The 14,354-nt window shown below is 41.5% G+C and carries 12 protein-coding genes; 7 read left to right on the top strand and 5 right to left on the bottom strand.

Annotated features, from left to right (window positions below; genetic code table 11):
• Positions 1-100 precede the first annotated feature (100 nt).
• Positions 101-2,101 (bottom strand): transketolase, encoded by a 2,001-nt coding sequence (gene tkt / locus AC0L3Y_RS06215; RefSeq protein WP_473469967.1) that lies wholly within the window; start codon positions 2,099-2,101, stop codon positions 101-103.
• 365 nt (positions 2,102-2,466) lie between these two features.
• Here tkt and metK point away from each other — a divergent pair, with 365 nt between their 5' ends.
• The 5 genes from metK to AC0L3Y_RS06190 all read left to right on the top strand — a co-directional run bounded on the left by metK (position 2,467) and on the right by AC0L3Y_RS06190 (position 8,161).
• Positions 2,467-3,630 carry a methionine adenosyltransferase gene (gene metK, locus AC0L3Y_RS06210; protein WP_473469966.1) on the top strand — a complete coding sequence of 388 codons (1,164 nt, stop codon included), beginning with the start codon at positions 2,467-2,469 and terminating at the stop codon, positions 3,628-3,630.
• Positions 3,631-3,736: 106 nt separating this feature from the next.
• On the top strand, positions 3,737-4,477 hold the full coding sequence (locus AC0L3Y_RS06205) for a 16S rRNA (uracil(1498)-N(3))-methyltransferase (RefSeq protein ID WP_473469965.1): 741 nt from the start codon (positions 3,737-3,739) through the stop codon (positions 4,475-4,477).
• Positions 4,478-4,582: 105 nt separating this feature from the next.
• Complete coding sequence (locus AC0L3Y_RS06200) at positions 4,583-6,079, top strand: TolC family outer membrane protein (protein ID WP_473469964.1); 1,497 nt, start codon at positions 4,583-4,585, stop codon at positions 6,077-6,079.
• A gap of 266 nt (positions 6,080-6,345) precedes the next feature.
• The gene (gene gshB, locus AC0L3Y_RS06195; RefSeq protein ID WP_473469963.1) at positions 6,346-7,293 is read left to right on the top strand and encodes a glutathione synthase; all 948 of its coding nucleotides are present in this window, start codon (positions 6,346-6,348) and stop codon (positions 7,291-7,293) included.
• A 7-nt stretch (positions 7,294-7,300) separates the two neighbouring features.
• On the top strand, positions 7,301-8,161 hold the full coding sequence (locus AC0L3Y_RS06190) for an energy transducer TonB (protein ID WP_473469962.1): 861 nt from the start codon (positions 7,301-7,303) through the stop codon (positions 8,159-8,161).
• 102 nt (positions 8,162-8,263) lie between these two features.
• Here the strand turns inward: AC0L3Y_RS06190 and rpoH are convergent, their stop codons facing one another.
• The 4 genes from rpoH to ftsY all read right to left on the bottom strand — a co-directional run bounded on the left by rpoH (position 8,264) and on the right by ftsY (position 12,205).
• Positions 8,264-9,130, bottom strand: coding sequence for an RNA polymerase sigma factor RpoH (gene rpoH, locus AC0L3Y_RS06185; RefSeq protein ID WP_473469961.1), 867 nt, complete (start codon positions 9,128-9,130; stop codon positions 8,264-8,266).
• 130 nt (positions 9,131-9,260) lie between these two features.
• The gene (gene ftsX, locus AC0L3Y_RS06180; protein ID WP_473469960.1) at positions 9,261-10,268 is read right to left on the bottom strand and encodes a permease-like cell division protein FtsX; all 1,008 of its coding nucleotides are present in this window, start codon (positions 10,266-10,268) and stop codon (positions 9,261-9,263) included.
• On the bottom strand, positions 10,269-10,940 hold the full coding sequence (gene ftsE, locus AC0L3Y_RS06175; protein ID WP_473469959.1) for a cell division ATP-binding protein FtsE: 672 nt from the start codon (positions 10,938-10,940) through the stop codon (positions 10,269-10,271).
• Between the two features lie 47 nt (positions 10,941-10,987).
• A complete protein-coding gene (gene ftsY / locus AC0L3Y_RS06170; RefSeq protein WP_473469958.1) occupies positions 10,988-12,205 on the bottom strand; it encodes a signal recognition particle-docking protein FtsY in 1,218 nt (405 codons plus the stop codon).
• A gap of 173 nt (positions 12,206-12,378) precedes the next feature.
• On the opposite strand from ftsY, the gene AC0L3Y_RS06165 reads away from it, so the two are divergent.
• Together AC0L3Y_RS06165 and rsmD are read left to right on the top strand one after the other, a co-directional pair.
• Entirely contained in the window at positions 12,379-13,692 is a 1,314-nt protein-coding gene (locus AC0L3Y_RS06165; RefSeq protein ID WP_473469957.1) for a peptidase M16 family protein, read from the top strand.
• A complete protein-coding gene (gene rsmD / locus AC0L3Y_RS06160) occupies positions 13,689-14,306 on the top strand; it encodes a 16S rRNA (guanine(966)-N(2))-methyltransferase RsmD (protein ID WP_473469956.1) in 618 nt (205 codons plus the stop codon). Before AC0L3Y_RS06165 ends, rsmD begins: the two co-directional genes overlap by 4 nt.
• Positions 14,307-14,354 lie beyond the last annotated feature (48 nt).

Genomic DNA, 14,354 nt, shown 5'->3' with positions numbered 1-14,354 from the left:
TTATCATTTCACATTTTATAAAAGAAAAAGAGGTGCACGAACGCACACCTCTTTCATTATCAAGCCCCAGTTATCAAACAACAACAGCTAAACAGCAAAATTACGCTGCTAACACTTTCTCAGCTGTTGCCACAACATTATCAACAGTAAAGCCAAAATGTTTCAATAAATCACCGCCAGGAGCTGACTCACCAAAGGTCGTCATTGCAACCATAGCACCACTAAAGCCAACATATTTGTACCAGTAATCAGCATGGGCAGCTTCTATAGCAATGCGCTTAGTTACTGAACTTGGCAATACAGATTCTTTATAAGCTGCATCTTGAGCATCAAAGACATTCGTTGATGGCATGGAAACCACACGAACTTGTTTACCTTTCGCTGTTAACGCTTCTGCTGATGCCATAGCTAAGCCCACTTCAGACCCTGTGGCTAGCAAAATTAGATCTGGTGTACCGCTGCAATCCTGAAGTACATAACCACCCTTTGTAACATTTGCTAATTGTTCTGCATTACGTGCTTGCGCAGGCAAACCTTGACGGGAAAAAATCAATGATGTTGGTCCATCACGACGTTCAATTGCCGCTTTCCAAGCAACGGCACTTTCCGCTGCATCACATGGGCGCCATACAACCATATTCGGCGTCATACGAAGATTCGCTAATTGCTCAACAGGTTGGTGAGTTGGGCCGTCTTCACCTTGACCAATAGAGTCATGGGTATATACGAAAATGTTCTGTATTCCCATTAGAGCAGACATACGAACCGCATTACGCGCGTATTCCATAAACATCATAAAAGTCGCACCGTAGTTGATGAAACCACCATGCAAAGACACGCCATTCATAATACCACTCATGCCAAATTCACGAACACCGTAGTAAATGTAGTTACCAGCAGGGTCTTCTTGAATACCTTTTGAGCCAGACCATAACGTCAGGTTAGAACCGGCTAAGTCAGCAGAGCCACCCAATAATTCTGGCAAGATAGCACCAAAGGTTCCGATTGCATTTTGAGATGCTTTACGGCTGGCGATATTTTCGCCTTTATCTTGGCTTTCTTGAATGAAAGCTTGAGCTTTTGCTTCAAAGTCAGCAGGGAGTTCACCCGTTATAACACGGCGTTCAAATTCTGCAGCTAATTCAGGAAAAGCTACTTGATAAGCTTTAAATTTTGAGTCCCATTCTACTTCGCGAGCTGCACCGTCATCTTTTGCATCCCAACCAGCATAAATATCAGCAGGAATTTCAAAAGGAGCATATGGCCACTCAAGGAATTCACGAGCCGCTGCAATTTCAGCATCACCTAGTGGTGCACCATGACAATCATGACTGCCAGATTTATTTGGTGAACCAAAACCAATAATAGTTTTACAACAAATTAATGTTGGCTTGTGTGTTTCCGCTTTTGCAGCTTCAATTGCTGCTTTAATCGCTACTGGATCATGACCATCTACATCAGCAATAACATGCCAACCGTAAGCTTCAAAGCGCTGTGGAGTGTTGTCTGTAAACCAACCTTCAACATGACCATCAATAGAAATACCGTTGTCATCCCAAAACGCCACTAATTTACCAAGACCTAATGTTCCAGCTAACGAACAAGCTTCATGGGAAATACCTTCCATCAAACAGCCATCGCCAAGGAAACAATAAGTATTGTGGTCAACAACTTCATGACCTTCACGGTTAAACTGTGCCGCCAAAGTTTTTTCAGCAATCGCCATACCTACAGCATTACTAATACCTGCACCTAGAGGGCCTGTTGTCGTTTCAACACCATCGGTATAACCATATTCAGGATGACCTGGCGTTTTAGAGTGCAGCTGACGGAATTGCTTTAATTCTTCAATTGGTAATTTATAACCAGACAGATGCAATAAAGAATAGATAAGCATAGAGCCGTGGCCATTAGACAAAACAAAGCGGTCGCGATCTACCCATTTTGAATTATTTGGGTTGTGCTTAAGGAAATCGTTCCATAGCACTTCAGCAATATCTGCCATACCCATTGGTGCGCCTGGATGTCCTGAATTGGCTTTTTGTACTGCATCCATACTCAATGCGCGTATGGCGTTAGCAAGTTGTTTACGAGACGGCATGGTTATTCCACTCCTGATAGCTTAACGAACAAATAGAAAGAACATTCTCTACAGGATAGAGCCACCATGCAATGCTGGCACCATCATTACGCCCACAAAATGAGCAAAGAAAATGAAATGACATAAAATCTGCACCATCGTAACAAAAAAACCGCCTTTTGCCTCATTAAAATCCACATCTCTGGTTGATATTTAACCCGCTCTAGTTCATCATTCGCCACTTAACAGCGTCGATTTGTCTCGGCTTGCGGGCGCTATATAAACTCAGCTAAACAGATGCGCAAGAACCTGTTTAGCATTTTTATGCAAAACAGGTTTTTTTATGCCTGTTTAGCGACTAACTCAGCTAAAGAGGAACACTCCTTATGTCCGAATATTCTTTATTTACTTCTGAATCCGTTTCAGAAGGTCACCCTGATAAAATTGCAGACCAAGTATCTGACGCCATTCTTGATGCGATCCTTGCTGAAGACCCTGAAGCTCGTGTTGCCTGTGAAACATTAGTCAAAACAGGTATGGTTTTAGTTGCTGGTGAAGTACGTACTAACGCTTGGGTCGATATTGAAGAAATCGCCCGCGGTGTCATTCGTGAAATTGGCTACAATAGTTCAGATATGGGCTTCGACTGGGAATCATGCGCCGTCATGAATGCCATAGGTAAGCAATCAGCTGACATTGCAGTTGGTGTAGATGAGGCCAGCGAAAAAGAGCTTGGTGCCGGTGACCAAGGTTTAATGTTTGGTTTTGCAACAAACGAAACCGATGTATTAATGCCAGCACCAATCACTTATGCCCACCGTCTTGTACAACGCCAAGCGGAAGTTCGTAAAAATGGCACACTTGATTTCCTTCGTCCGGATGCAAAAAGCCAAGTTACCTTCCGTTATGACGAAAGTGGCAAACCATGCGCAATTGATGCAGTCGTTTTATCAACACAACACAGTGCGACGGTAAAACAAGCGGATCTGCGCGAAGCAGTATTGGAAGAAATCATTAAACCTGTTCTTCCTGCAGAATGGTTATCAAAAGAAACCAAATACTTCATCAACCCAACAGGTCAGTTCATCATTGGTGGCCCTGTTGGTGATTGCGGTCTAACAGGTCGTAAGATTATTGTTGATACCTACGGTGGCATGGCTCGCCATGGTGGTGGTGCATTTTCTGGTAAAGATCCATCAAAAGTTGACCGCTCTGCCGCTTATGCCGGCCGCTATGTAGCGAAAAACATAGTTGCAGCAGGTCTAGCAGATAAGTGTGAGATTCAAATTTCTTATGCTATTGGTGTGGCTGAACCAACATCGATCAGTATCAATACATTTGGAACTGGTAAAGTTAGTGATGCGATCATCAGCCAACTTGTTCGTGAGCATTTTGAATTACGCCCCGCTGGATTGATTAAAATGTTGGATCTGAAACGCCCAATTTATTTACCAACTGCGGCATATGGTCACTTTGGCCGTGAAGGTGAGAACTTTACTTGGGAAAAAACAGACAAAGCAGACGCATTGCGTAAAGCCGCTGGTTTATAATTTCCTAGTTTTCAGTTATAAAGCCTTCTTTTGCCTTACTTTTTTAATAGAATGTAAGTGCTAAAGAAGGCTTTTTCATTTCTATTTTTTAAATACAGGACAAGGTATGCGTATCCCAAGAATTTTTATCGACACTGAACTCAATGAAAATACTGTCGTTGCCTTGCCTGATTCTACGTTCCAACACCTATGTAAAGTGCTGCGTCTAAAATCTAACCACCCTCTTCGTGTATTTAACGGCAAAGGCGGTCAATTTCATGCAACGTTACATGACGTAGAAAAACGTTCCGCAAGCATTTCCATTACACAGTTTGAGCCACTTAATAATGAATCTCCTCTACAAATCACCATAGGCCAATCCTTGTCCCGTGGCGAACGCATGGATTATGCCATCCAGAAAGCGGTAGAAGCTGGTGTTTATGCTATTCAACCTTTATTTAGCGAACGATGTGAAGTAAAACTGCAAGACAATCGAGCAGAAAAACGCCAACAACACTGGCAACAAGTGGCGATTAGTGCCGCAGAACAATGTGGTAGAGGCATAGTTCCCATTGTCCATTCCCCGATCGAACTCATTGATTGGCTAGAAAAAACCAAATGTAACGAAGTGTTAAAACTCACATTACACCATCATTGCATAAAACCTATCAGCCAATTAGAGCCACAAAAAAACAATCAAATTTTTTTATTAATAGGCCCAGAAGGAGGCCTAAGTGAAAAAGAAGTACAAGTATCTGAAAGCAAAGGATTTAATTCTATTGCTCTTGGCCCACGAGTTCTCAGAACAGAGACAGCCCCAGTTGTAGCACTCAGTGTAATTAACACTCTATGGGGTGATATTTCATGAAAGTTGATACAATATACCTGACGAAGCACTAACAAAATCACAACATATCCAGCGTACAAATAGCTTTAGTATTTTATCAGCAAAAAATTAAGGATAAATAATCACATGCTTCATCGAATCATTTTAGTCTGTATAAGCTACGTAAGCGCAGTTTTTCTTTCTACCGCTGTACAAGCTATTACGCTTGAAGAAGCGACTTATACAGCAATAGAAAATAGCCCTGAAGTCAGACAAGCTATTGCACTATACCGAGAAATCAAAGAAAGCGCTGACATAGCGCGTCGCTCTGGGTATTACCCAAGTATCGATCTATCAGCAGGTATAGGTCACGAAACAACTTATGCGGATGACTCGACATCAGAAGATGTTGACCTCACTCGTCGTGAACTCACTTTGGCATTAAATCAGCCCATCTTCGGTGGTTTTTCAACAGAAAACGAAGTGAAAAGATTACTAAGTGAAGCAGAAGCAGATCGCTGGGACGCACTAATTTCAGTAGAAAATACAGCCCTCGAGGTCGCTCAGGTTTATGCTAATATTTTACGCTACAGAGAACTCGTTACACTTGCAGATCTTAACTTAAAAACCCATCAGCGCATTTATGAACAAATAAAACTAAAAAGTGACTCTGGCATTGGCCGTCAATCAGATTTAAGCCAAATTACGGCTCGCCTAGCTAAAGCTCATGCGAATCATTTAGCTGCCATTAATAACTTAATCGATGCTGAGAGTAATTATAAAAACATTGTCGGTGAGCTTCCTCCTGAAGACCTTATTTATCCAGTTCCAGACCGTGCCCTATTACCACAAGATCTAGATTCAGCAATTCATGAAGCATTAAAGAAAAACCCTGCAATTGAAGGTGCCTACTGGGATATTATTGCCACAGAAAGCAGCGCGAAAATCACGGATTCTGAAAAATACCCAACAATCAACTTTGTATTAGAACGTACTTGGGACAATAATATCGACGGTAGTGTAGGCCCTAGTGAAGACCTACTTGCCATGGTACGACTAAACTACAATATCTACAGTGGTGGTTCTTATAAACGCAAGAGAGAAGTCGCCGTTCAGCAAAACATTCAAGCAAGCGAAATTCGCCGTAATACAATCAGAGACACTGAACTTACTGTTCGCTTGGCATGGGCCGCTTATGAAGCAACAACTGGTCAAAAAGAACATATTCAGCAATATGTTATTGCGACAAAAGAATCACAAATTGCTTACGAAAAACAATTTCGTTTAGGTCGTCGAACCTTATTAGATGTACTTGATAGTGAAAATGAACTATTTCAAGCCCGCCAAGATTACGTGAACGCAGACTACGATGAGCTTTTTTCTGAATTTCGCTTATTTAACGCCAAAGGTGAATTGATGCGAGCATTCCGCATTTATCGCCCTCAGCTACTAGGATTCAACGACTCATTTGATGAAAAAAGCGCACCTTCAACAGAAAACCAAAGTGCCATTAATGAATTGAAAGAGATCGAAGAAGCATCTCAAGCAAATGCAGATATTCAATCTACAGCACCTGAAAATACAGAAAATGATTTAGAGAGTGAACTTTTCCTAGAAGCCGATGAAAATTCTGGTAACTGGTAAGTAACTATTTCAATGCCCTCTCTCATAGGTTAATTAATCGTACAACTGCCATGAAAACGATTAATTAACCTTTTATCTCAAACAACATTGGCAACCCTGTACTTCGTTTTCGTCCTTCACAAGGTATAATCCACATTTCCTGACGCAAGTATCTGCATAAGATAGGGATTTTCCCTTCTCAGCGCCCTTATATTTCTATAGCATCAGTATCTATTAAATAGATTGTCTCAAAGCACAAAACGCTGCTTCGTTTTAGGAACTGACATATGACTATCAAACTCGGCATTGTTATGGATCCAATTTCATCCATAAACTACAAAAAAGATACTTCCTTGGCTATGTTATGGGCTGCTGCCGAAAAAGGCTGGCAATTATTTTACATGGAGCAGAAGGACCTATTTTTAGACAATGGCAAAGCATACGCCATGTCACGCCCATTAAATGTTTATAAAGATCCAACTCATTTTTACGATCTTGGTGAAGAAAATAAAACGCCTTTAGGTGATTTAGACGTTATCTTAATGCGAAAAGACCCACCGTTTGACAGCGAATTCGTCTACAGCACAATGATTCTAGAGCAAGCAGAAAGAGACGGTGCACTTGTTGTAAATGATCCTAAAAGCTTACGCGACTGCAATGAAAAGCTTTTTGCGACTCAATTTCCTCAATGTTGTCCGCCAGTATTGGTGACACGAAGAGCCGACTTATTAAAAGAGTTCCACAAAGAACATGGGGACGTCATTTTCAAACCCCTTGATGGAATGGGCGGCACGTCTATTTTTCGCCTAAAGCCTGATGACTCGAACGTTAGTGTGATTATTGAAACCCTAACCAAAATGGGCGTCGAGCAAACAATGGCACAGAAGTTTATCCCAGAAATTAAAGAGGGTGATAAGCGTATCTTAGTCGTAAATGGTGAACCCGTACCTTTTGCACTTGCACGCATTCCTGCATCTGGAGAAACCCGTGGCAACTTGGCAGCAGGTGGTCGAGGTGAAGGCCGTCCTCTGACTGATCGTGATCGCTGGATTTGTGATCAAGTCATTCCATCGCTAAAAGAAAAAGGATTGATGTTTGTTGGCTTAGATGTAATCGGAGATTACCTTACAGAAATTAATGTAACTAGCCCAACCTGCGTGCGTGAGCTGGACAACCAGTTTGACCTCAACATCGCTATGATTCTGATAGAAGCTATCGAAAAACGTCTTCAGTAACATCAGCATGCGAACAATAGATAAATTTTCAGTAGCGCTTTTCATCGCCATTAGCTTTCATGTGCTAATGGTGATGGCTATTGGTTTTGACTTTGTACTTCCATCACCAAAGCCTAAAACGCTCGAAATAACCCTAGTTCAACACACAACAAAAGCTCCCGTTGATGCAGACTTTATCGCCCAAGCTAACCAGCAGGCCAGCGGCACAGAACTGCGGAAACAAAAGCTTACGACCACAGAAAATTCACGCTTTTTATCCGATAAAATACAAGAAATATCGCCCCCTGTTCAACCTCAACTGGCTTCTGCAGAACCCGTCGATGAGCCTAGCCTACTTGCGACAAAAGACCAAGAAGCGGTTTTCGAAGTCGCTAACGAACCAGAGCAAGAAGCTAAAACACTTGAAGAGAAGTTTCTTGGTGAAACACAAATCCCAAGCCATCTTTCTAATGATATCGCGACATTAGAAGCCCTTCTCGATCAGCAACGACAGTCCTATGCAAAACGCCCAAGAATTCGTCGTTTAACCTCAGTGTCTGCCAAAGCGGCTATTGATGCCCAGTATTTGGATGATTGGCGCCGGAAAATCGAACGTATCGGCAATATCCATTACCCAGAAGAAGCTAAGCGTAACCATTTATATGGCGAGCTACGTTTAGCCGTAATTTTATTGCCGAACGGCTACGTGGATGACATTGAGGTGTTACATTCTTCCGGCACTCGCATTCTCGATGATGCCGCCATGCGAATTGTACGTTTGGCCGAACCATTTCAGAGTTTCCCCAGCGAGCTAAAGAAAGATATAGATAAACTGGAGATCATACGTACATGGCGCTTTATTCCAGGCAATCAGCTACAAAGTCAGTAGTATAACATTGAGTCTATTACCAATTCATAGGTATAAAAAAACCCTCATCTAGAGGGTTTTTTTGTCTTAAGCAAATCGATTATTATCGATATAAGCCGATCATCAATCGAATTGACCATCACCCATAGCAAGACGTATTTTTTTCATTGCGTTCTTTTCAAGTTGACGAATACGCTCTGCAGAAACACCATATTCATCGGCTAACTCATGCAGAGTAGATTTTGCATCAGATAACCAACGCTGAACTAAGATGTTACGACTACGCTCATCAAGATCAGCCATAGCAATTTCAAGACGCTGGTTCGAATCTTCCGTCCAATTACCATTCTCAAGCAAAGTTGCTGGATCTGAACGGTGATCTTCAAGATATTGTGATGGCGCTTGGAATGCACTTTCATCATCGTCATCGGCAGAAGCATCAAACGCCATATCAGATGAACTTAAACGCCCTTCCATTTGGCGAACGACTTCAGGTGTCACACCTAAATCACTAGCGACAGATTCAACTTCTGAATTACTGAACCAAGATAAAGTTTTCTTCGCACTGCGTAAATTAAAAAACATTTTACGTTGTGCCTTTGTTGTAGCAACTTTTACGATGCGCCAATTTTTCAGAATAAATTCGTGAATCTCTGCTTTAATCCAATGTACGGCAAAAGAAACAAGACGCACACCCACTTCAGGGTTAAAACGTTTCACAGCTTTCATTAAGCCAACATTGCCTTCTTGGATTAAGTCACCTTGTGCCAATCCATATCCTGAGTAGCTTTTCGCAATATGAGCAACAAATCTCAAATGCGACATAACCAATGTTCTAGCTGCTTCTAGGTCTTCGTTGTAATAAAGACGTTCCGCCAATACTTTTTCTTCGTCAGCCGATAAAATCGGAATACGACCAACGGCTTGCATATAAGATTCTAGGTTCTGACCAGGAATCATAATGTCTGTAGGCTGAAGAGTTTTACCCATCTCTGTTTCACCTTCTTAGTTGTTCATATTGAATATGACTAAATATTACCAAGTAAACGCTACAAATATGTGCCGTAAATGTGAATAAACCATGGCTATTATCTTAATACTGATTTTAGCCTTTTATGGATCACTGCAGTTCAATATTTGTTATATGGCGGTTGACGGCAATCCAAGCCCCAAGCACACCAATAAGCGCACTAATAGTTAAACACAAAACGATTTCATCTGCATTAAAAGTCTGCAATTGAAAACCACTTTGATACGACTCAATCAATCGCTCTGCGGGAGCACTTACCCACCAGCTAAGTAAGAGAATACAAAGGCTGGCAAAAAAACCACCTAACACGCCGAACCAAAATCCCATGTATAAAAATGGTCGACGAATATAGCCATCTGTCGCGCCAACCAACTTCATCACCAAGACTTCATCACGACGGCTTTCCACTGACATCCGGATGGTATTACCCACAATTAAAAGTACAGCGACAATCAGTAAAACCGACAAGGCATATACAAAACGCTGCCCAAAGCTCAGTATATTTGCAAGACGCTGTAACCATTGTGCATCTAATTCAGCGTATTCCACTTCCTTTTGTGCTGCCAACTGATCTCGCAATGCTTGTAGATTCGATAAAGTAGCAATATCAACAATTTCTCTTGGAATAACCCGTAATACAATAGGTAAAGGGTTTTCCGGTAACGAAGAAAGAATTTGTTCGTAGCCGCTTGAACTCTCAAAATATCGCAGGCCTTCTTCTTTCGAAATATATTCCACTGACGCTACATCTGCTTGCGCCGAGATACGATGCGACAAAGCAAGTGCTTGCGTATCTTCTAAGTCAGCAAAAAGATAGAGCGTAATGACCGACTGTTGCTCCCATTGATCCGTCACTGACTGTACGTTTTTTAATAAAACATACAGTCCACCGGGTAGAGACAGCGCGATCGCCAGCACCATAACAGTCATCACACTCGCCAAAGGGTAGCTTACCAAGCGCATAAAACTTTCAATGAAAGTAGTTTGATGCTGACGAAAGTATTTACCTAGATTGAACGAAGAGCGTGTTGGCCAGTTGTGTTTAGTTGCTTTAATTGATTGCCTGGTTGCACCTCGTTGATTCGGCTTCTGTGCCATTTAGCCAAACCCTCCATCATTCACCATTCGGCCTTGATTCAAAGTTAATACTCGATGACGCATACGAGCAACCAGTGCCAAGTCATGACTTGCTACTAAAACAGTCACACCAACTCGATTAAATTCCTGAAATAAATTCATAATTTCAGCTGACAATTTAGGGTCTAAGTTACCTGTTGGCTCATCGGCCAATAACAGCTGAGGTTTATTCACAACCGCTCGAGCAATACCTACTCGCTGCTGTTCACCACCAGACAAAGCCATTGGGTTGTATTTTTCTTTATCCAATAAACCCACTTTATCCAGTGCAGCACGAACACGTTTTGCAATTTGTTCAGAATCTGCACCACTCACCTGTAAAGGCAGCGCAACATTATGAAAAACACTTCGATCAAACAATAATTGGTGATTTTGAAACACTACACCAACACGACGTCGATGTTGCGGAATAGCACGGCGACTTAACGTACGTAGATCCACACCATCAACCAAAATCTGCCCAGTCGTCTGACGCTCAATCATCATCATAAGTTTCATTAAGGTACTTTTACCTGCACCAGAATGACCAGTCAAAAACGCCATTTCGCCTTGTTGCAAGTGAAAGCTCACCTGCGACAATGCTTCTTGTCCGCTCTCGTACTTTTTACCAACTCGCTGAAATTCGATTTCCACGTTGACCCACTGACATTAAATTTAAAAAAGAAGTGCCTAAGTTATTTTTACTCACTATCAAACAAAGCATCAACAAATTCTTGAGCAACAAAAGGACGCAAGTCATCTGCTTGTTCACCGACACCAATGTAACGTATTGGTAATCCGAACTGCTTGGCGATAGCAAAAATGATTCCGCCTTTCGCCGTGCCATCCAGCTTAGTTAAGGTTATACCACTCACACCAACTGCTTCAGAGAATAGCTTAGCCTGACTGATGGCATTTTGACCAGTCCCAGCATCAAGCACCAACATCACCTCATGTGGCGCATGCACATCAAGTTTTTTCATTACTCGAACGACTTTTGATAACTCGTTCATTAGATTCGCTTTGTTTTGTAAACGACCAGCTGTATCTGCAATCACAATGTCGACACCTTTGGCTTTAGCAGACTCAATCGCATCATAAATAACAGACGCAGAATCCGCTCCCGTATGCTGTGCAACGACTGGAACATTATTACGCTCACCCCAAACTTGTAGCTGCTCCACAGCCGCTGCTCGGAATGTATCACCTGCAGCCAACATAACACTTTTGCCTTCAGCCTGATATTTTTTAGCAAGCTTACCAATGGTGGTGGTTTTACCTACGCCATTAACGCCTACCATCAATATCACAAAAGGTCCGTCACTATTTATCGGATCAAGTTCTTGCTGTGACTGACTCAATATATCCGTCATGTCAGTTTTCAAACTGGCCAACAATGCGGAAGAATCTTTCAGTTCTTTACGAGTCAGCTTTTCAGTTAGACTGCTGATTAATGTTTGTGTTGCATCAATACCAACGTCAGCCATCAATAGTTGCGTTTCCAACTCTTCTAATAGCTCGTCGTCTACTTTTTTACTACCGCCAAGAACTGTCGATAAACCACTTCCTAATCCACTTCGAGTACGAGACAAGCCTGATTTAATACGTTGAGACCAAGATAAGGTAGGTTCTGAATCTACAGCAACCGACTCTGAAGTCTGAGTAGTTACAAGATCTGCGGTGTCAGCAATCAATTCCATTTCAGGATCAGCAGAATCCGTTGATTCTTGATTAGTGTTCAAGGCGGCTGCATCTTTTCGTTTAGCCGCTTTGATATCAGCGTTCATTCTATTAACAAAACGACGGCGAATCACAAAGGCAATAATCGCCAAAATTGTTCCTATGGCAATAGGAATATAGCGAGCATATTCACCAAGATAAGGTGTAAAAAAAGCAATAATCTGATTAACAACTTCCATTAAATCGGTCTCTTAATTTTGACTGATGCAGTAAACATCAGTGAAATGCTATGATTGAACCCAGCGCCACACACATGGATACTCAAAAATGATTATTTTATCATCATTCTGATTAGCAAACAGGCCTAGTTTCGCGCAACATACACCCAATTTACTATGACTCAAGGTTCATTATGCCTGATAATAACAAACCGCTCTTCAGTCGACCTGTTTTAACCCTTGTCATGTTTTTTTGTATCTTGGCAATTTGGGTCTTAAATTTGGCATCGTCAAACAGCAAACTACCTTCACCAAACATAGAAACATGGGCAACAGAGTCAGGCATTCCTGTTATTTGGCTAAAACAATCAGAATGGGAAAATAGCAATAAATTAGAAATTCGCTTTTCATTTCATTCAGACATAAAAAATACCACATTAGTTCAAGCCACTTTTGCCATGTTAATGAGTGATTCTTTGCCTCTGAGCACCGCAACTATTAATCAAAGATTAGAGCCTTTAGCGGCAAGAGCAAGCAGCTATTATGATCACGAAAACCAAATCATTGGCTTAACACTTAGTAACGAACCTCAATACTTACAACCAACTTTGTCTTTAATCAGTAATTGGCTAACACACCCAACATTTAAACAACGAACACTTGATACATGGCAACGCCAGCAAAAGACGAACATATCAGCACAATCAGACCAGGAGCTGACTGTCTACTCTAATACGACAAGGAGACAAAATAGCCAAACAGTAGCGGATCTCTCATTAACGCAAATATCAGACTTCTATCACGGCCTCCAAAGTTTTGCTGGAACCATCTTTGTTGTGGGTGATTTATCTACAGAAGCTAAGCAAACGCTTAAAACAACACTGAATACTATCAGTCAAAACTATCAGGTATCGCAACCTATGATAGAGCTCGATCAAAGTACAAAAAACAGCTCAATTATACGAGCAACTAAAGGTCAGTATTTATGGCAAACGAAAAGCGCCATAGCACTAACGCCAATATCTTCCATACAAGACTGGCTTAGCTTACAAATTTGGGGAGCGGATCTTGTTTCAACACTTAATCAACAAGAGCATATTGATTTTGTTCAACTATCACTGACTCTTTCCCAATATCAACCAAGGACTTGGTGGAATATTCAATATGCCAATCATCTCAAAGATAAAGCTCAAGGCGATATTTCCAATAAGATAATGGATGCCATAAGTTTCACATCTATTGAAAAAGTCCCTTCAGCAAATGATGAAAAGGCTTTTACGCTGTTATTTGACTCTTTCAAATCACAACTTGAGCATCAAGTGCAGTCACCGACTTGGTGGAGCTATATCGCCACACAAGTTACTCATGAGAACGGCCAGTTCACCATTGAAGAATTTGTTAACAACTATAAAGAAGCGATCGATACTTTTACAATAAATGATTACCAAGTGACGCTACAACAGTTATTAAAGCCGTCATCCTACCAAGAGATTCAGGTTTACCAATGAGAAAAAATGTTCTGAAACATGCATCGAATAACAGTAAAACAAAAGCATCGAAACTGCGTATTATTGCGGGTGAATGGCGCTCTCGTCAGTTACCTATTCCAGATATCCAAGGCTTACGTCCAACACCAGATAGAGTAAGAGAAACCCTCTTTAATTGGATAAACCCTTATGTTCCGGGTGCAGCCTGTGGCGACCTTTTTTGTGGATCTGGCGCATTAGGTTTAGAAGCTTTATCACGTGGTGCAAAACATCTACTTTTTGTTGATAACTCACGAATTGTTTCTCAACAGATGACTGACAACCTAGCAATCCTAGGTGCCACCAATGCTGATGTTGTGGCTCAAAATGCAGCAACGTTTCTAGAATCCGCAATACCTAGACCACTAGACATTGTCTTCCTAGATCCCCCTTTTCGAAAAGGCTGGTTGGCACAAATGATTCCTTTGCTGGAAAAAGGTTGGCTCGCGAATCGCGCTCTTGTTTATATAGAAATGGAAAAAGAAGCAACCCTTCCCCCTTTACCACGCCATTGGTCGCTAAAAAAAGAAAAAACTGCGGGACAGCTAGTCTATCGTTTATTTGAAGTAACCAATTCTTCTGAAGAAACAAATTAGGCTAATATTAAGGGCCCTGACCAAAATAGGGCCCTTAATATCTTGCCT

The organism is Marinomonas sp. GJ51-14 (assembly GCF_055808695.1).
Note: the sequence above shows the minus strand (reverse complement) of the source record. Positions and strands in the feature narration are given on the sequence as shown.